Origin of the sequence: Nocardia jiangxiensis NBRC 101359 (genome assembly GCF_000308615.1) — a bacterium.
Taxonomy (GTDB): Bacteria; Actinomycetota; Actinomycetes; order Mycobacteriales; family Mycobacteriaceae; genus Nocardia; species Nocardia jiangxiensis.
In genome coordinates, this window is record NZ_BAGB01000054.1 from 21,952 (window position 1) to 40,973 (window position 19,022).

15 protein-coding genes and 2 tRNA genes are annotated in these 19,022 nt (G+C 66.7%); 6 read left to right on the top strand and 11 right to left on the bottom strand.

The annotated features are described in order from the left end of the window. The first annotated feature begins 49 nt into the window (after positions 1–49). Positions 50–2,269, top strand: coding sequence for an RNA degradosome polyphosphate kinase (locus ON40_RS23995; RefSeq protein WP_051193471.1), 2,220 nt, complete (start codon positions 50–52; stop codon positions 2,267–2,269). Beyond that, on the top strand, positions 2,266–3,216 hold the full coding sequence (locus tag ON40_RS24000; protein WP_051193472.1) for an NUDIX hydrolase: 951 nt from the start codon (positions 2,266–2,268) through the stop codon (positions 3,214–3,216). Before ON40_RS23995 ends, ON40_RS24000 begins: the two co-directional genes overlap by 4 nt. An 81-nt stretch (positions 3,217–3,297) precedes the next feature. Here ON40_RS24000 and ON40_RS24005 read toward each other — a convergent pair whose 3' ends face one another. From ON40_RS24005 to leuC, 3 genes are all read right to left on the bottom strand, one after another. After that, positions 3,298–3,921, bottom strand: a complete 624-nt coding sequence (locus ON40_RS24005; protein WP_040826339.1) for an HU family DNA-binding protein — start codon at positions 3,919–3,921, stop codon at positions 3,298–3,300. Between the two features lie 165 nt (positions 3,922–4,086). Then, a complete protein-coding gene (gene leuD, locus ON40_RS24010; protein ID WP_040826340.1) occupies positions 4,087–4,686 on the bottom strand; it encodes a 3-isopropylmalate dehydratase small subunit in 600 nt (199 codons plus the stop codon). A 27-nt stretch (positions 4,687–4,713) separates the two neighbouring features. Beyond that, complete coding sequence (gene leuC / locus ON40_RS24015; RefSeq protein ID WP_040826342.1) at positions 4,714–6,138, bottom strand: 3-isopropylmalate dehydratase large subunit; 1,425 nt, start codon at positions 6,136–6,138, stop codon at positions 4,714–4,716. Between the two features lie 196 nt (positions 6,139–6,334). Between leuC and ON40_RS24020 the strand changes: the two genes are divergently transcribed. Both ON40_RS24020 and ON40_RS24025 read left to right on the top strand, forming a co-directional pair. Then, complete coding sequence (locus tag ON40_RS24020; RefSeq protein ID WP_040826343.1) at positions 6,335–7,036, top strand: IclR family transcriptional regulator; 702 nt, start codon at positions 6,335–6,337, stop codon at positions 7,034–7,036. A gap of 64 nt (positions 7,037–7,100) precedes the next feature. After that, positions 7,101–7,601 (top strand): PPOX class F420-dependent oxidoreductase, encoded by a 501-nt coding sequence (locus ON40_RS24025; protein ID WP_040826345.1) that lies wholly within the window; start codon positions 7,101–7,103, stop codon positions 7,599–7,601. Between the two features lie 61 nt (positions 7,602–7,662). Here ON40_RS24025 and ON40_RS24030 read toward each other — a convergent pair. From ON40_RS24030 to ON40_RS24045, 4 genes are all read right to left on the bottom strand, one after another. Then, positions 7,663–7,735 (bottom strand) — tRNA-Glu (locus ON40_RS24030). Between the two features lie 41 nt (positions 7,736–7,776). Continuing rightward, positions 7,777–7,848: transfer RNA gene (locus ON40_RS24035), tRNA-Gln, on the bottom strand. Between the two features lie 131 nt (positions 7,849–7,979). Further along, positions 7,980–9,476, bottom strand: a complete 1,497-nt coding sequence (gene gltX / locus ON40_RS24040) for a glutamate--tRNA ligase (protein ID WP_051193473.1) — start codon at positions 9,474–9,476, stop codon at positions 7,980–7,982. 16 nt (positions 9,477–9,492) lie between these two features. Further along, positions 9,493–10,266: a fumarylacetoacetate hydrolase family protein gene (locus ON40_RS24045; protein WP_040826347.1), complete on the bottom strand. Its 774-nt coding sequence runs from the start codon at positions 10,264–10,266 to the stop codon at positions 9,493–9,495. Positions 10,267–10,425: 159 nt separating this feature from the next. Here ON40_RS24045 and ON40_RS24050 point away from each other — a divergent pair, with 159 nt between their 5' ends. Then, positions 10,426–11,604: an MFS transporter gene (locus ON40_RS24050; protein WP_218008853.1), complete on the top strand. Its 1,179-nt coding sequence runs from the start codon at positions 10,426–10,428 to the stop codon at positions 11,602–11,604. 230 nt (positions 11,605–11,834) lie between these two features. Here the strand turns inward: ON40_RS24050 and ON40_RS24055 are convergent, their stop codons facing one another. The 3 genes from ON40_RS24055 to ON40_RS24065 all read right to left on the bottom strand — a co-directional run bounded on the left by ON40_RS24055 (position 11,835) and on the right by ON40_RS24065 (position 17,425). Continuing rightward, on the bottom strand, positions 11,835–12,842 hold the full coding sequence (locus ON40_RS24055) for a 3-isopropylmalate dehydrogenase (RefSeq protein WP_040826349.1): 1,008 nt from the start codon (positions 12,840–12,842) through the stop codon (positions 11,835–11,837). 454 nt (positions 12,843–13,296) lie between these two features. Continuing rightward, positions 13,297–14,919, bottom strand: coding sequence for a phosphoglycerate dehydrogenase (gene serA, locus ON40_RS24060; RefSeq protein WP_040826351.1), 1,623 nt, complete (start codon positions 14,917–14,919; stop codon positions 13,297–13,299). 487 nt (positions 14,920–15,406) lie between these two features. Next, complete coding sequence (locus tag ON40_RS24065) at positions 15,407–17,425, bottom strand: ATP-binding protein (RefSeq protein WP_051193474.1); 2,019 nt, start codon at positions 17,423–17,425, stop codon at positions 15,407–15,409. Positions 17,426–17,633: 208 nt separating this feature from the next. Here ON40_RS24065 and ON40_RS24070 point away from each other — a divergent pair, with 208 nt between their 5' ends. Then, a complete protein-coding gene (locus ON40_RS24070; RefSeq protein ID WP_218008854.1) occupies positions 17,634–18,443 on the top strand; it encodes a nucleotidyltransferase domain-containing protein in 810 nt (269 codons plus the stop codon). A gap of 67 nt (positions 18,444–18,510) precedes the next feature. Here ON40_RS24070 and ON40_RS24075 read toward each other — a convergent pair whose 3' ends face one another. Continuing rightward, positions 18,511–18,714 carry a cold-shock protein gene (locus tag ON40_RS24075; protein ID WP_040749676.1) on the bottom strand — a complete coding sequence of 68 codons (204 nt, stop codon included), beginning with the start codon at positions 18,712–18,714 and terminating at the stop codon, positions 18,511–18,513. Between the last annotated feature and the right edge of the window lie 308 nt (positions 18,715–19,022).

A 19,022-nucleotide genomic window follows, 5' to 3' on the forward strand; every position in this document is an offset into this window, starting at 1 on the left:
GCACTGCCTGCGCCGAGCAGGTTACGACCGAGCGCAGCGAGGTGATGGTGTGAGTGATACAGAAATCGTCCAGCAGCAGCAGCCCCGGTTGCCGGCGGCGCCGCCGGCCGCCGCACCGCCTCCCGGGAGCACCACTGCTTCGCAGTTGCCCGCGGATCGCTACCTCAATCGAGAACTGAGCTGGCTGGACTTCAACGCGCGGGTGCTGGCCCTGGCCGAGGATCATTCCGAACCGTTGCTGGAGCGCGCGAAATTCCTGGCGATCTTCGCCTCGAACCTCGACGAGTTCTACATGGTCCGCGTTGCCGGGCTCAAACGCCGTGCCACGGCCGGACTCTCGGTGCGTTCGGCCGACGGCCTGTCCCCCACCGAACAGCTGGAGCTGATCGCGGCCGCCACCCAGGAGCTGGCCTCCCGGCACGCCCGGGTATTCCTGGACGATGTGCAGCCCGCGCTCGTCGAACAGGGCATCGCCATCATCGGCTGGTCCGATCTGGACGATGACGAGCGTCGCCGCCTGTCGGGCTACTTCCAGGATCAGGTGTTCCCGGTGCTGACCCCGCTGGCCGTGGACCCCGCCCACCCGTTCCCCTACATCAGCGGCCTGAGCCTGAACCTCGCTGTGACGGTGAAGGATTCCGACAACGGCGGTGAGCACTTCGCGCGAGTGAAGGTGCCCGACAACGTGGACCGCTTCGTGCGCGTGCGCCGCAGCACCCCGGCCGTCCCGGGCCGCGCCGCCGCCGCACTGCGCGACGGTGATCCGGCGGTGTCGAGTCTGGCCGCCTTCCTGCCGATGGAGGATCTGATCGCGGCTCACCTCGATCAGCTGTTCCCGGGAATGGATGTGGTGGAACACCATTCGTTCCGCATCACCCGCAACGCCGACTTCGAGGTGGACGAGGACCGCGACGAGGATCTGCTGCAGGCCCTCGAGCGCGAACTCGCCCGCCGACGCTTCGGATCTCCGGTGCGCCTGGAGGTTTCCGACGACATGACCGAGCACATGCTCGATCTGCTGCTGCGGGAACTCGACGTCGACCCGGGCGACGTCATCCAGGTGCCGGGCCTGCTGGACCTGTCCTGCCTGTGGCAGGTCTACGGGGTGGACCGGCCCGCGCTCAAGGACGCCCCCTACGTGCCGACCACTCCGCCCGCGTTCGGCGAAAGGGAAACGCCCCGAAACGTTTTCGCCGCCCTGCGCGAGGGCGACGTGCTGGTGCACCACCCCTACGACTCGTTCTCCACCAGCGTGCAGCGGTTCATCGAGCAGGCCGCGGCCGATCCGCAGGTCCTGGCGATCAAGCAGACGCTGTACCGCACCTCCGGCGACTCCCCGATCGTCAACGCGCTCATCGACGCCGCCGAGGCCGGTAAGCAGGTCGTGGCCCTGGTGGAGATCAAGGCCCGCTTCGACGAGCAGGCCAACATCAAGTGGGCGCGGGCACTGGAGCAGGCGGGCGTCCACGTGGTCTACGGCCTGATCGGCCTCAAGACGCACTGCAAGACCTGCCTGGTGGTCCGGCGCGAGGGCGCCACCATCCGCCGGTACTGCCACATCGGCACGGGCAACTACAACCCGAAGACCGCGCGACTATACGAGGACGTCGGATTACTTACCGCCGCACCGGAAATCGGCGCGGATCTGACCGATCTGTTCAATTCGCTGACCGGATACTCGCGTAAAGCCTCCTATCGGAATCTGCTCGTCGCCCCGACCGGTGTGCGGGCCGGGATCATCGAGCGGATCCAGCGCGAGGTCGAACTCGCCGAGCAGGGTCTGCCGGCCCGAATCCGGATGAAGGCCAACGCCATCGTCGACGAACAGGTGATCGACGCGCTGTACCGGGCCTCACAGGCCGGGGTGCCGGTGCAGATCGTGGTGCGCGGCATCTGCGGGCTGCGACCGGGCGTGGCCGGGATGAGTGAGAACATCGAGGTGCGCTCGATCCTCGGGCGGTTCCTGGAACATTCCCGGGTCATGCACTTCCAGGCTCAGGACGAGTACTGGATCGGCAGCGCCGACATGATGCACCGCAATCTGGACCGGCGCGTGGAGGTCATGGCGCAGGTCAAGGATCCCAAGCTGTGCGAGCAGCTGACGGTGACGTTCGATTCCGCGCTGTATCCCACGACGCGCTGCTGGGTACTGCAGCCGGACGGGACCTGGCAGGCCCGCCCGACCCCGGAAGAGGTCGCCGAGCTCGGCGAGCAGGTGCGCGACCATCAGGAATTCCTCATGCGTCTGCGGCGTCCGGATCAGCAGTGAGTCGTTCGGCGACACAGGATTCCGGCCCCGTCCGATATCCCGACCCCAGGGTCACCGCCAACATCCTCGCCGCCGGCGCCGTCGTATGGCGTCGGCGCCACGACGGCGCGATCGAAGTCGCGGTGGTGCACCGCCCGAAGTACGACGACTGGTCGCTGCCCAAGGGAAAACTCGATCCGGGCGAGACCGCGATGATCGCGGCGGTGCGCGAGGTCGCCGAGGAGACCGGTCTGAGCACCCGGCTGGGCCGGTATCTGGGCAAGGTCACCTATCCGGTGACCGGGCACCGGAAACTCAAGCGCGTGGACTACTGGTCCGCCCGGATCGACGACGGTGAATTCGCATCCAATTCCGAGGTGGACCGGCTGCAGTGGCTCACCATGGACCGGGTGATGGATGCACTGTCGTATCCGATGGATCGCACCATCATCCGCAATTTCCTGCGGTACCCGCCGGACACCGCGACCCTGCTGTTGGTGCGGCACGCCAAGGCCGGACATCGGGACCGCTTCTCCGGGCCCGATGCCGAACGTCCGCTGGACAAGAACGGCATCGCCCAAGCCCTGGCCCTGACGCCGAATCTGGCGGCCTTCGGACCCGCGGAGGTCTACTCGGCCCCGCCCCTGCGCTGTACGCAGACCGTCGAACCGCTCGCGGACGAACTCGGCGTCGAGATCGGTATCGAGCCGACGATGTCCGAAACCGCTTATGCCACAGCGCCGGACGCGGCACTGCGGCGGATCCGCGAACTGGTGTCACCGGACACCGTGCGCGTTATCTGCAGTCAGGGCAAGGTGATTCCGCCGCTGATGGCCGCCTGGGCCGAAATCGACGGTGTCACACTGCCTCCCGCGCGCAATCGCAAGGGCAGCGCCTGGGTGCTGTCGGTGGCCGACGGGCGGCTGGTCGCCGCCGACCATCTCGACAAGGCGTTGCGCGAGCTCTGACGCGCGAGCACACCGAAACATCGTGCCGACACACTAATCGGCCCCGGCCTGATGGGCCGGGGCCGATTCGTTGTGCAGACGTCAGCGGCGAGCGGTCCGCTTGGCAGCGGTCTTCTTCGCCGGGGCCTTCTTGGCGGCTGTGGTCTTCTTCGCGGCGGCCTTGGTCGCCGTGGCCTTCTTGGCCGGAGCCTTGGCAGCCGTGGTCTTCTTGGCGGTGGTCTTCTTGGCCACCGTCTTCTTGGCCGCGGCCTTCTTGGCAGGGGCCTTGCTGGCCGTCTTCTTCGCCACAGCCTTCTTGGCAGCCGTGGTCTTCTTGGCGGCTGCGGTCTTCTTGGCCGCGGCCTTCTTGGCTGCGGTCTTCTTCGCCGCACCCGACACCGGTGCTGCCACACCGCGTTTCACGGCCGGGCCCGAGGCCGCGACCTTCTGCTTCCCGGCAATGATTGCCTTGAACTGCGCACCCGGCCGGAATGCAGGGACCGAAGTGGGCTTGACCTTGACGGTTTCACCGGTACGCGGGTTGCGCGCCACTCGCGCAGCGCGCTTGCGCTGTTCGAACACACCGAATCCGGTGATGGTGACGCTGTTGCCCTTGTTCACCGCGCGCACGATCGTGTCGACAATCTGCTCGACTGCCGCAGTGGCCGTGCGCCTGTCAGTACCCAACTTTTCGGTCAGAACGTCGATCAGTTCCGCCTTGTTCATTGAATCCTCCGCAGACTAATGGCCCGTCGTCGGACCGACTAGGTACCACGGTAAACCTTCAATGGGCAAGAGTCTATGTGCCACGCCAAATTTCATGTGGTGTGGCACACGCACAGCTACCGCGATTGGCAGCTCTCAGCTAACGCCTAGGGCGGATTAGCCCCGCTAATTAGGCGTCGGAATGGTGGTGGGTTTCCAACCTGGCCTTGCCTTTTCGAACCGGTCGATCGCCTGTTCCTGACGAAGAGTCAGGCCGATGTCGTCCAAGCCCTCGAGCAGACGCCACCTGGTGTAGTCGTCAATTTCGAAGGGCAACACGACGGTTCCGGTCGCCACCGTGCGTGCCTCGAGGTCGACGATCAATTCCTGACCGGGTCGTTCCTCGAGCAACTTCCAGAGCAATTCGACATCATGTTGTGACATGCGGGCCGCCACCAGCCCGCCCTTACCGGCGTTGCCCCGGAAGATGTCACCGAACCGTGAGGAGATCACCACCCGGAAGCCGTAATCCATCAACGCCCAAACGGCGTGTTCGCGTGAGGATCCCGTACCGAAATCCGGGCCCGCCACCAGCACGCTGCCCCGGTTGAACGGTTCGGCGTTGAGAATGAACGTCGGATCCGAGCGCCAGGCCGCGAACAGCCCGTCCTCGAATCCCGTACGTGTGACTCGCTTCAGATAGACCGCCGGGATGATCTGGTCGGTATCGACATTGGACCGGCGCAGCGGCACCCCGATCCCCTTGTGCACCTTGAAGGGTTCCATGAGAGTTCTCCTGAGTATGTGGGTGAATCAGTTCAGGTCCGCAGGTGAGGACAGGGTTCCGCGCACCGCGGTGGCCGCCGCGACCAGCGGCGAAACCAGATGTGTGCGCGATCCTTTGCCCTGCCGGCCCTCGAAATTGCGGTTGGAGGTCGACGCGCAGCGCTGGCCCGGAGAAAGTTGATCGGGATTCATGCCCAGGCACATCGAACATCCGGCCTGCCGCCATTCCGCGCCCGCCGCGGTGAAAATCTCACCCAAACCCTCGGATTCGGCCTGCGCGCGCACCCGCATCGAACCGGGGACGATCAGCATGCGCACACCATCGGCCACCGTGCGCCCCTCCAGCACCGCCGCTACCGCACGCAGATCCTCGATCCGACCATTGGTGCAGGAACCGACGAATACGGTGTCGACCGCGACATCCCGAAGCGGAGTACCGGGCGCCAAATCCATATAACGCAATGCCTTCTCGGCGGTCTCGCGCTGCGTCTCGTCGGCCATTTCGGCCGGATCGGGCACGACGGCGCCCAACGGGGCGCCCTGTCCCGGGTTGGTCCCCCAGGTCACGAACGGTGTCAGCGCGGAGGCGTCGATATGCACCTCGGCGTCGAATTCCGCCTCCGGATCGGTCTTCAGCGCATCCCAGGCCGCCACCGCCGCATCCCAGTCCGCGCCCTGCGGCGCGTGCGGACGACCCTTCAGGAACTCGTAGGTGGTCTGATCGGGGGCCACCATGCCCGCCCGCGCACCCGCCTCGATGGACATGTTGCACATCGTCATCCGCGCTTCCATCGACATCGACCGCACGGCCTCGCCGCGATACTCGATGACGTAGCCCTGACCGCCGCCGGTGCCGATCTGCGCGATCACCGCCAGGATGACGTCCTTGCTGGTGACGCCGTGCGGCAGCTGGCCATCGATATTGACCGCCATGGTCTTGAACGGCCGCAGCGACAACGTCTGCGTGGCCAGAACATGTTCGACCTCGCTGGTGCCGATGCCCATCGCCAGCGCGCCGAACGCACCGTGCGTGGAGGTGTGCGAATCACCGCACACCACGGTCGTGCCCGGCTGGGTCAACCCGAGCTGCGGACCGACCACGTGCACGATGCCCTGCTCGATATCGCCCATCGGATAGAGCCGCACGCCGAATTCCTCGCAGTTGCGGCGCAATGTCTCGACCTGGGTACGCGAGGTCGGGTCGGCGATCGGCTTATCGATGTCGACGGTCGGGACGTTGTGGTCCTCGGTGGCGATGGTGAGATCGGTTCGGCGCACCGGCCGCCCGGCCTGCCGCAGTCCGTCGAACGCCTGCGGGCTGGTCACCTCGTGCACCAGGTGCAGATCGATGTAGATGAGATCGGGCTCGCGCGCCTCGCCCTCGCCCTGACCGCGGGCGACGACATGCTCGTCCCAGACCTTCTCCGCCAGTGTGCGTGGCCGTTCGGCCATCGGTATCACCTCTGTGTTCGATTGCCTCCGCTTCGCTCCGGCGGGTTCGCGGCCGCTCGAAGACTCGCTCCGTGCGGGCTGGGTCGAGAGCGGAAGTTGCGTGGTTGTGTTGTTGCTTTGTCGGTTGCTCCACCGGGCTGGGTGGGGTCTCGGACTGGTTTGCAAATCTCATTATCTGAGACTTAAATATCGTCCTATGAGACAGCATAGCGGTATCGGGGTGCTCGACAAAGCCATGACCGTGCTCTACGCGGTGGCCGAGCAGCCCTGTGGCCTCAATGAGCTGTGTGCGCGGACCGGATTGCCCCGGGCGACCGCGCACCGGCTGGCGGTCGGCCTCGAGACGCACCGCATGCTGGCCCGCGACGCCAACGGCCTCTGGCAGCCCGGACCCGCACTCTCCGAACTCGCGAGCACAGCGCAGGATCCCATGCTCGACGCCGCGGCCGTCGTACTGCCCCGGCTTCGCGAGATCACCGGGGAAAGTGTGCAGCTCTACCGGCTGGACGGGCATTCGCGGATCGCCGTCGCGGCCCTGGAACCCACCTCCGGACTGCGCGACACCGTCCCGGTCGGCGCTCGCCTTCCGCTGACCGCCGGATCGGCGGCCAAGGTCCTGCTGGCATGGGCGGATCCGGAACTGCAGCGCAGCGTGCTGCCCGACGCGGTCTTCGGCGAACGCGCACTGGCCGAGGTCCGCCGACGCGGCTGGGCGCAGAGCGCGGCCGAGCGGGCGGCCGGTGTGGCCAGCATCTCCGCGCCGGTGCGCGATTCGTCCGGCGCCGTGGTCGCCGCGGTCTCGGTGTCCGGACCGATCGACCGGATGGGGCGTCGTCCGGGCGCGCGCTGGGCCGCCGATCTGGTCGCGGCCGCGGATGCCCTGCACAAACGCCTGTAGGCCCGGCACTACTGTGACAACGGCCATGTGACGCGCACCATACGCCGTAAACTACAGTCGGCCCATGGGAGTGAATCAACGCGCACAGATCGTGATGTCCGACGACGAGGTCACCGGATTCCTCGAACGCAGCCGCATCATCACGCTGGCCACGCTCGGCCCGAAGGGCCTGCCGCATCTGACCGCCATGTGGTACGGCCTGGTGAACGGCGAGATCTGGTTCGAGACCAAGGCCAAATCGCAGAAGGCGGTCAACATCCGCCGCGACCCGCGGGTGACGGTGCTGATCGAGGCCGGTGACAGCTACGACCAGCTGCGCGGGGTCTCCATCGAGGGCCGCGCGGAGATCGTGGACGACCCCGAGGCGCTGTTCAAGGTGGGCGTGAGCGTCTGGGAGCGCTACACCGGCCCGTACACCGAGGAACTGCGCCCGATGGTGGACGCGATGCTGAACAAGCGCGTCGCGGTCCGGCTGGTGCCCGAACGCACCCGCAGCTGGGATCACCGCAAGCTCGGCATGCCGGAGATGCCGGCCGGCGGGTCGACCTGGCCGCTGGACAACTGAGCGCCGCACCCGTCGCACAACGAAAAAGATCCCCCAGCCGGATGGCCGGGGGATCTTCTCGTAGCCCCGACGGGATTTGAACCCGCGCTACCGCCTTGAGAGGGCGGCGTCCTAGGCCGCTAGACGACGGGGCCAGGACAAGTGCAACCGAATCGAAAGACCCGGACACACTCCGCTGGGGTACCAGGACTCGAACCTAGAATGGCTGAACCAGAATCAGCTGTGTTGCCAATTACACCATACCCCAATGACCTGGGCGTTCTGCCTCCCTCCCAGTGGGCTGGAGGCTCGTTTCCGGGCCGGGGAGAAGATTACCAGTCCCCTCCCCGCTTTATACAAATCGCCTGGTCAAATGGGGTCGAACGGCGTCTGAGGCGGTCAGATCGCGGTTGCGGCGGCCCGCAGCCGCTGCATGCTCACCTCCCGGCCGAGCAACTCCAGCGACTCGTACAGCGGCGGGCTGATGTGTGAACCGGTCACCGCGACTCGCACTGGTGCGAACGCCTTACGCGGTTTGAGGCCCAGATCGTCCACCAGAGCGGTTTTCAGCGCCGCTTCGAGTGCGATTGCCGACCAGTCGGAAATATCCTCCAGCGCCGCGATGGCGGCCTGCAACACGGGTGCGGCATCGGGTCCCAGATTCTTTTGCGCCGCGGCCTCGTCGACGGTGAACTCCGACGGCGGCAGGAACAGGAACTTCAACAAGTCCCAGGCGTCCCCGAGAACCACGATCCGGGTCTGCACCAACTCGGCCGCGGCCGAGAAAAGTGCATCGTCGACTTCGGCGCCGATGTGACCCTGCCCGGTGAGGTAGCTGCGGAGTCGATGAGCGAAATCCGCGGGCTCCAGCAAACGAATGTGCTCGGCGTTGACGGCGTCGGCCTTCTTCTGGTCGAACCGGGCCGGATTCGAATTTACTTTCGATATGTCGAATGCCGCGACCATCTCCTCCATCGAGAAGATGTCCCGGTCCTCACCTATGCTCCACCCGAGCAAAGCCAGGTAATTCAGCAAACCCTCGGGAATGAATCCCCGATCCCGATGCACGAACAGATTCGACTCGGGGTCGCGTTTGGACAACTTCTTGTTGCCCTGCCCCATCACGAAGGGCAGATGACCGAACTGCGGAGTGAACTCGGCGACCCCGATCCGGGTCAGCGCCTCGTACAGCGCGATCTGTCGCGGAGTGGAGGACAGAATGTCCTCACCGCGCAGTACGTGGGTGATCTTCATCAATGCGTCGTCGACCGGATTGACCAGGGTGTACAACGGCTCGCCGGTACCCCGGGTGATCGCGAAGTCGGGCACCACGCCGGCCCGGATGGTGGTCTCACCGCGTACCAGATCGTGCCAGGTGATGTCCTTGTCGGGCATCCGCAACCGGATCACCGCACCGCGGCCCTGCGCCTTGAAATCCGCGACCTGCTCGGCGCTCAGGTCGCGGTCGAAGTTGTCGTAGCCGAGCTTGGGATCGCGCCCCGCGGCCCGATGCCGGGCCTCGACTTCCTCTGGCGTGGAGAACGATTCGTACGCTTCGCCCGCCTCCAGCAACCTTCGGACGATGTCCATGTGCATGTCCCGGCGCAGCGACTGCCGGTACGGCGCATAGGGTCCGCCGACCTCCGGACCCTCGTCCCAGGTCAGGCCGAGCCAGCGCAGCGCGTCCAGCAGCGCGTGGTACGACTCGTCGGAATCGCGTGCGGCATCGGTGTCTTCGATGCGGAAGACGAATGCGCCGCCGTGGTGCCGGGCGAAGGCCCAGTTGAACAACGCCGTCCGGATCAGCCCGACGTGCGGTGTGCCGGTCGGCGACGGGCAGAAACGGACCCGTACGTCTGTCGCGGGGGATGGTGAGCCGGCGGGGTGGGTAGTCACAAGCCCTACTTTCCGATCAACGTTTGGCGGCAACAGGATTGGTGAGGGTGCCGATGCCCTCGACCGTCACGGAGACGGTTTGCCCGTCCTGCATCGGTCCTACCCCCTCGGGAGTGCCGGTCAGGATGACATCGCCGGGCAGCAGCGTCATCACGGTGGTGATCCACTCGATCAGCTTCGGAATATCGTGCAGCAGAAGTGATGTCCGGCTGCGCTGGCGGACCTCGCCGTCGAGCTCGGTGACGATCTCCAGATCCGTTGGGTCCAGCTCGGTTTCGATCCAGGGGCCGAGCGGGCAGAAGGTGTCGTACCCCTTGCCGCGCGTCCACTGGCCGTCGTGGCGCTGCTGGTCGCGAGCGGTGACGTCGTTGGCGACGGTGTAGCCGAGGATCACCTCGCGAGCACGGGCGGCGGGCACGTCCTTGCACGGGCGTCCGATGACGATCGCCAGCTCGCCCTCGTAATCGACCTGAGAGGAACTGGGCGGCAACACGATTGCCGAGTTCGGTCCGGCGATGGCGGTGTTGGGCTTGAGGAAGATCACCGGATCCGCCGGCGCCTCACCGCCCATCTCGCGGGCGTGCGCGGCGTAGTTCTTGCCGATGCACACCACCTTGCTGGCCAGGATCGGCGCGAGCAGCCGGACATCGGCGACCGGCCAACTGCGGCCGGTGAAGGTGGGCGTGCCGAACGGATGTTCGGCGATCTCCTTGGCAACACCATCGGAGGTGGTTCCTTCGATGCTCACGAACGCGACCCCATCGGGGCTGGCAACTCGACCTAGACGCATGGTTCGCAGTCTATCCACCAGGTGGTATGGGCCCGACCACCCGGTCTGCACACTGCGGCCGCGCTACCGCCGCACATTCGGCCGCGAGCCGGGTGTACCGTGAGCGAGAAGTTCACAGAATAAGATTCAAATCCCAGTATTTGAGATAGAGGTGAGAATATGGTGGCCGTGATCCAGCTGAGCACCACTCGACGGTGGGTCATGCTCGGCCTCGGACTCTTCGCCCAGGCCGCCAGCGCGGTGATGAGCAACGGCGCGCCGTTCCTGCTGCCCGCCCTCACCGAACGCGGAATGCCCTTGGCCACAGCCGGTCTGCTGGTGGCGATGCCGATGGTCGGCATGGTCTGCACGCTGGTCGCCTGGGGCTACGCGGTGGACCGGTTCGGCGAACGCACGGTGCTGATCGTGGGCCCGCTGCTGATGTTCGGCGCGGGCGCCGCCGCGGCCGCCACCACGAATTACCTTGCGCTGGGCGTATTGCTGCTGCTGGCCGGCATCGGCGCGGCGAGCACCAACGGCGCGAGCGGGCGGGTGATCGCGGGCTGGTTCCCACCCGATCAACGCGGATTGGCGATGGGAATCCGGCAGACCGCACAGCCCCTCGGCGTCGGCATCGCGGCCCTGGCGATCCCGGCAATTGCGGCGGCACACGGGTTTTCCACCGCCGTGCTGGTTCCCGCGGTGATGGCCGGTGTCGCCGCGATCGGCTGCGCGATCGGGATCATCGATCCGCCGCGCCCCGAACGTTCTGTTGCGCAGACCGATTCAGACAATCCCTACCGCCGAGATACGACATTGTGGCGCATTCACGCCGTTTCGGTCCTGCTGGTGATCCCGCAGGCGACGGTGTGGACGTTCGCACTGCTGTGGCTGAATCACGGTGTCGGACTGTCACTTGCGGTCGCGGGCGTTCTCGTCACTGTGACGCAGATCCTGGGTGCGGCGGGACGTATCGGCGCGGGAATCTGGTCCGATCGACTGGGCAGCCGCCTACGCCCACTGCGCACTATTGCGATCGCAGCAGTGGTTTCCATGGCCGCCCTGGCCTTCTCGGCATGGCTGCACTGGTGGTGGGCAGCGCTGCCGATCCTGGTGATCGCGTCGGTCATCACCGTCGCCGACAACGGCTTGTCCTTCACCGCCGTAGCCGAAATCGCGGGCCCCTTCTGGAGCGGTCGTGGCCTGGGCATTCAGAACACCGGCCAGTACCTCGCCACCGCCGCGGTGGCCCCGGTCTTCGGCGCACTGATCACCGCCGCGGGCTTCCCCGCCGCCTACCTCGCCGCCGCGGCCTTCGCCATCGCCGCCGTGCCGCTGGTCCCCCGGGACAGCCGCTAGCCCGGCACGATCGCGCCCCCGAGCCGGACGAAAGGACCGGTTCGGGGGCGCGAGTTCGTTCCACTCGGAATCTCTTCTGCGAGAACAAGATCGAACTCGAGGCTCGAAAGGGCTTGTCCGCCTCGGCATTCGCAATCGAGCGCACGCTCGACGACCTTCTCGAAGTTGAGGCTACAACCGAAAGGCCCCGCGCCCGAAGACATTCGGACGCGGGGCCTGGTTGTCGATACTCAGACCGCGGCGGCGATCCGGTCACCGATCTCGACGGTGGACGCGGTGCCGGTGCGGGTGGACAGATCCTTGGCCACGGCGGACTCGATGCGGGCGGCCTCGTCGGTCCGGCCCAGGTGGTTCAGCAGCAGGGAAACCGAGAGAATCGCGGCGGTGGGGTCGGCCTTGGACTGGCCCGCGATATCGGGGGCGCTGCCGTGCACGGGCTCGAACATGCTCGGGTTGACGCCCGAGGCGTCGATATTGCCCGAGGCGGCCAGGCCGATACCGCCGGAGACCGCGGCGGCCAGGTCGGTGATGATGTCGCCGAACAGGTTGTCGGTGACGATCACGTCGAAACGACCCGGATCGGTGACCATGTGGATGGTCGCGGCATCGATGTGCTGGTAGGCGACCTCGACGTCCGGATACTCCGCGCCGACCTCGGTCACCGTGCGCTGCCACAGCGAACCGGCGAAGGACAGCACGTTGGTCTTGTGCACCAGGGTCAGATGCTTACGACGCTGCTGGGCCGCGGCGAAGGCGTAGCGAACCACGCGCTCGATGCCGAAGCGGGTGTTCGTGCTGACCTCGGTGGCGACCTCGTGCGGGGTGTTCACGCGGATCGCGCCGCCGGTGCCGGTGTACGGGCCCTCGGTGCCCTCGCGCACGACGACGAAATCGATCTCCGGATCACCCGACAGCGGGCTGCTCACGCCCGGAAACAGCCGCGACGGACGCAGATTCACGTGATGATCCAGCGCGAAGCGGGTGTGCAGCAGCAGCCCGCGCTCGAGCAGACCGCTGGGCACCGACGGGTCGCCGATCGCACCGAGCAGAATCGCGTCATGCTGCTTCAGCTCGGGCAGCACCGAATCCGGCAGCACCTCACCGGTCTCGTGGTATCGCTTGGCGCCCAGGTCGTAGTGGGTCTTCTCGACACCCGGCACGACTACGTCGAGCACCTTGAGCGCCTCGGCGATGACCTCGGGACCGATACCGTCACCGGGGATGACAGCCAGTTTCATATGACAACGCTCCGTTCGTTCACGCTCGTGGCCCACATACCGGATATGTGGCCGAATCAGCCGGTAGGGCCGACCGGCACGATCTCGGCGGTACAGTGGCGCCGAGCCGATCGGCCATGCGATCACACGCGCCGATCGCAAGCATCGTCACCTTATCGGTACCCCGAATCTGCCCCGTAACCAGGGCGAGCCGCTCTCAATCCGTGAGATCCGGCCGCCGAGGTGAGCGTGCCGCGCTACCCCACCTGACCGCCACCATGGCGGCACAATGCTCACCGACGGCCCGCACCGAACTCAGTCGACGTGAGCGGACGGCAACCCGGTTGTTCCGGCCCTCGCGACCGCGAACTCACTGTCCGAGACACCTCGAGCGCGGCAGCGCCGGGTTACCGGTCTCGCTGGAAAAGCGGTGTGCGCGAGCCGATCGGCTCGCGCACACCGCATGTTCCCGGACTCAGCTCAGGTCGACCTGGACGACCTTGCCCGCGCCGACGACCTCGGCGATCGAGGACCGCACGTCGGCGGGAACCTCGGTGTTCACCCGCAGGATGACCGTCGCGCCCTCCTGGTCGACGTCCTGGCTCAGCTGGGCGGCCTGGATATCGATCCCGGCATCGCCCAGGGCGGTGCCGATCTTGCCCAGCGCGCCGGGACGGTCCTCGTAGTTCAGCACGGCCAGGTTCAGGCCCTCGGCGCGCATGTCGTAGTTGCGGCCGTTGATGTTGACGATCTTCTGCACCAGCTCCGGCTCGGTCAACGCGCCCGAGACGTTCAGGGTGCGGCCGTCGCCGAACACCGCGCGCAGATCCACCACGCTGCGGTGCGAGGGGCTCTCGGTGGCGGTCGTGACGGTCGCCTCGATCCCGCGCTCCTTGGCCAGCGCCGGGGCGTTGACGAAGGTCACCGCCGGGCCCTGCTCACCCTCGGAGTCGGTCTCGTTCAGCGCCGAGAAGATACCGCGCAGCGCCGAAAGTTCCAGCACCGTAACGTCGTACGCGCTGAGCTCGCCGCGCGCCTGCACCTCGAGGCTGACCGGCAGCTCGTCGGCCAGCGCACCCAGCAGCGCACCCTGCTTGCGCACGATCTCCAGCCACGGTGCGACGAACTCGTCCACCGCGCCGCCGGTGACGTTCACCGCGCCGGGCACGAATTCGCCTGCCAGAGCGAGCAATACGGACTTGGCCACGTCGGTGCCCGCGCGATCCTGCGCCTCGGAGGTGGACGCGCCCAGGTGCGGGGTCACCACGACCTGCGGCAGCTCGAACAGCGGGCTGTCGGTGCACGGCTCGGTCTCGTACACGTCGATACCCGCGCCGCGCACATGACCCGACTTGATCGCGTCGGCGAGGGCGGCCTCGTCGATCAGCCCGCCGCGGGCGGCGTTGACGATGATGACGCCCGGCTTGGTCAGCGCCAGCTTCTCCGCGGACAGCAGGCCCTTGGTCTCGGGGGTCTTGGGCAGGTGCACCGAGATCAGGTCGGCGCGGGCGAGCACCTCGTCCAGCTCGAGCAGTTCGATGCCCAGCTGCGCGGCGCGTGCGGGCGAGACGTAGGGGTCGTAGGCGACGATCTTGGTCTCGAAGGCGGCCAGGCGCGCGGCGAAGAGCTGCCCGATGCGGCCCAGGCCGATCACACCGACGGTCTTGCCGAAGATCTCCACACCGTTGAACTTGCTGCGCTGCCAGGTGTGCTCGCGCAAGGTGGCGTCGGCGGCCGGGATCTGGCGGGCGGTGGACAGCAGCAGGCTGACCGCGTGCTCGGCGGCGGTGTGGATATTGGAGGTCGGCGCGTTGACGACCATCACACCGCGCTCGGTGGCCGCGGGGACCTCGACGTTGTCCAGGCCGACACCGGCCCGCGCGACGATCTTCAACCGCCGGCCGGCGTCGAGGACCTCGGCGTCGACCGTGGTGGCGGAGCGGACCAGCAGCGCGTCGGCCTCCGGCACGGCGGCCAGCAGTTCGGGCCGATTGGGTCCGTCGACCCAGCGCACCTCGACACCGTCGCCGAGCGCATCGACGGTCGACTGGGCGAGCTTGTCGGCGATCAGAACAACAGGACGGCCATTTTGGCTCACTGGGGGCACTCCTGGAAGAAGAGGGGATCGGCATTTACCGGGGCCAAGCTTAATGGGCTCGTCTACGCCGGGCGGTGCGGGTGGTCCGATCTGCTCACACCCCGCACCGGGGGTGACCTCGGTCTCACCGATGCCGCGAGACGTGCGCCCGCTCCGCCTCGGGTGCGGTCTCACATCGGCCGCGACCCCACCCCCGGCACTTGCGCACGAGGACCGCATGACGCGTCCACGACCTCCCGGGTCGGATACTCGGCGACAGCTTTCGCATCCGGCAAGAAATCCGAGCGGAGGCGAATACACCGTCGATACTCGTTCATCACCGAGATCACCCGGCGCGCATCAGCTCGGACAGCCTGTGCGCGCTCCGCCCGAATACTCCGCACAGCATGCGTCTCGCCGACCCGGTCGCCCCGGGGCATATGGCGACGCCCCTGCCTCGCGTGCGGAAGCGCTTTTACCGACGCATTCAGCGAGGACGTCTTGTCGTCTACCCCGCTTGCGCGCGTTCCTCCTCGATTCCGCGCATCGCGTAGACCCGCTCGAGGAAGTCGCGGTGTGCCCGCAACGTCGAATCGAGCAGTTCGCGCCAGGTGCGGCGGTCGATGCGGGCGTCACTGTCCAGGGAGGAGAGCGAGGCGGGGCGGAGGCGGTCGATGTGGTCGACGATGAAGGTGAGTCGGCGCCGGGGGAACTGGTCGCCGATGCGGGGGTTCTCGGTCAGGAAGGTGTCCAGCGCGTAGAGGTAGTTGATCGCGCGGTTGTACTCCTCGTCGGTGAGGTGGTAGTCCATCCGCTTGATCTCCACGATCCACAGCTCACCGGCATCGTGCAGCAGGACGAAATCGGGTTCGCGCTTGGCGCTGCCGATGGCGCTGGTCACCAGGGTGGAGCCGAATTTCTGTGTGTACCAACGTTCGAAGGCCGCGCGGACGCGGGTGAGCGATTCGTTCATGCCCAGCGGAGTCCACTCCGGCGCGAGCAACCACGGCGCTCGCTCGATGAGTTCCTGGAAGGGCCGTTCGAGCGAGCGGCGATCGTCGATGAGCGTACGCAGCTTGTCCACCACCGCGACTCGTTCCCCGGCGATCTGGCCGAGCGAATAGATCTCCGCCACCCGGGCGCGTTCGAACAGTGCCACCACGACATCCAGGCGCGGATCGGAGTCCTCGGCGATCTGCTGCAGGGTGTCGAGCAGGCTGCGCTGCGGTCCGAGCGACAGGGCCAGGCGCACAATGCTTTCCACATGTCCGGGATCATCCAGTGCGGCACGGTCCTTGTTGGCCACCAGGATTCGCGCGGCCGCGGCCACCGATTCGCGAAACAGCTTGTCGCCCGGGCCGATCGCCTCCAGCGTCCGATAGATGTGCGAGCGCTCGACGAACTCCTCCCACACCCGCCGACGGATCGAGCGCTCCCCCATCCGGCCGATCTCGGCGATGAGCTCACGACCCCACGCGGCCAGCGCCTCGCCCCGCCCGGAGTTCCAGATGATGTCCTGCCGGTCCGAGCGCACCAGATCCTCCTCGTCGTCGAGCCAGTCCACGTGGATGGCCCCGACCAGGTAGGAACGCAGTTTGTACTCACCGGTGAATCCGGCCGCGATGCCGAAATCCCTTGTCTGAGCAACGATCTTGCCGCGCGCATAGATCCGCACGCCCGCCATCGCCTCATCTCGGTAGGGGTGCCGGGAGTAGGCGATCCAGCCGGTGACGGGCAGATACTGCCGACCCGTGAGCACCGGGCGCGAGGCCACATCGATACGCGTCTCCTCCATCACATCGATCGGCAGATCGCTGAGGATGAAGCTCTCGGTCTCCTGCGCCGCACTGTTGTGCACCTCGACCCGCCAGTCCGGGCGCTCGATCCCGAATCGCGCGGCGAGCTGGCGATTCAGTTCCGCACCCGAATTGACCCGCTTGCGGAAGAAATCCCGCAGGATGACAGTGGTGCCGCGCTGCGGGGCGACGGTGCCGTCCAACGGACCGACCGCCGGGTAGTAGTCGCTCTCGGTGTCGTGCACCATATCGTCCAGGTCCAGAACGATATGGGAGACAGGCCATCCGGCCTCGGTGCGATCCTGCTCGCCGCTGCCCGCGCTGATCACCTCGATGGTCCGGCAGATTCCGAAGGCGGCCAGTTTCCCGATTCCCTTGCGGCCCATGACCGGTCGGCTGCGTTCGCGCGAAAGATCCGAGCCCGTGCGGATTCGACGGTCCGAACCCACCATCAGATAGTGCTCGTTGACCTCGTCGGCGGTCATGCCGTGACCGTTGTCGGTCACGACGATCTCGTAGGGCGGCTCCTGCGCGCCGCGCACGGTGCCGGCGAGGGTCACTCCCCACGGCAACCACACCGCCACTTCGCTGGCGTCGGCGTCGTAGGAGTTGGCGATGAGTTCGGCCAGAACCGCCGAAACTCGGTCGTAGAGGCGGATTCCCAGCTTGTCGATGGCCAGCCGGCTGATCCGCATCGTGTACTTGTGGTCGGTCTGCACATCTTCATCCATGGTCGGGCCTTCCGCTGCCCGTGGGCAGCCGCTGTTCAGCTACCACCACTGCCACCCATGCTGCGTGGCCCCGTTGACCAGGGGTTGAACGGTAAACGTCCAGGTCGTCACAAGCCGGTTCCGGTCCGGCCGCACATCACGGAACGATGACCGCTCCGGCCTGCAAATACATTGGAGGCGCGGCGAATCGCTCACTAACATCGTTCACGTGAGCCTGCGCGCGATTCCGGATTCGATGGACCCCACCGTGGTGGGCGAGATCGACGCCGAGCTCGACCGGATCTGCCGCGAGGATCGCGTCTCGATCCGGCTGGCCGTCGAAAGCGGCAGCCGCGCCTGGGGTTTCCCGTCCCCGGACTCCGATTACGACTGCCGCTTCGTCTACGTCGCCGAGTTGGATCGCTATCTGTCGCCGTGGGCCGCGCGCGACGTCATCGAAACTCCGCTGACCGCGCTGCTGGACGTGAACGGCTGGGATCTGGCCAAGGCGTTGCGGCTGCTGGTGAACGGCAATGCGGCGCTGATCGAATGGCTGATGTCCCCGATCGTCTACCGCGGCGACACCGCGTTCCGGGAGCAGCTGCGGGCACTGGCCGACGAGGTCGCCGATCGCGACCGGATCGCCCGGCACTATCTGCACCTGGGCGAGCGGCACTGGCGACTGTTCGACGGCACTGGCTCGCTGAAGAAGGTGTTCTACTCGCTGCGCCCGGCGATGGCGCTGCGCTGGTTGCGCGAACATCCCGGGGCCGCGATCGCGCCGATGCATCTGCCGACGCTGTCGGCGCAGTGCGAGCTGCCCGCGGATCTCGTTGCGGCCGTGGGCGAGCTGACCGAACTGAAGTCCCGCACCCGCGAGATGGGCAGTGGCCCAGCACCGGTGGCGATCGCCCGATTCATCGACGAGGAGTTCGCCCGCGCGGTCGAGGAGTTCCCGAGCACGCGGGGCCGTGAGCGCGACGCGGCGAAGCTCGAGGCGGCGGAGTTCTTCCGTGCGCAGGCGCTGGCGGTCGGCTGAAACGTCCCCCCGGAAACGCGAAAGACCCCGCACCACAATGGTGCGGAGCCTTACCAAGTCAGGTGACTCAGATCACGCGCACGCCCTGGGCCTGCGGACCCTTCTGGCCCTGGCCGATCTCGAACTCCACGCGCTGACCCTCATCGAGGGACCGGAAGCCGCTTCCGGAAACAGCCGAGTAGTGCACGAACACATCCGGACCACCGTCATCCTGAGCGATGAACCCGAAGCCCTTCTCGCTGTTGAACCACTTCACTACGCCTTGCGCCATTTCATACCTTCTGTAGACGAGCCGGACCGGCCAACGTCCGCTCGACCCGGTCTCGATGCTCCAGAATGCCATGCCCAGGCGCTGCCGCGCCACTGTGATTTCCCGCAACCGGCGATTGCACCTGATACGCCAGCAGCCCTGACGGACCCGTCCCAGCATTCGTGATCGTACCGATATAGGCAGATCAGCCGGGGATCCGATTTCGGTGATCCCTATTCCGTCCGGCTTCGTGACCCGGTCGGGATAAAAATGGGCCGGTCCTGGACAGTGACTGTCCAGGACCGGCCACCCGGCCGATTCACACGGCC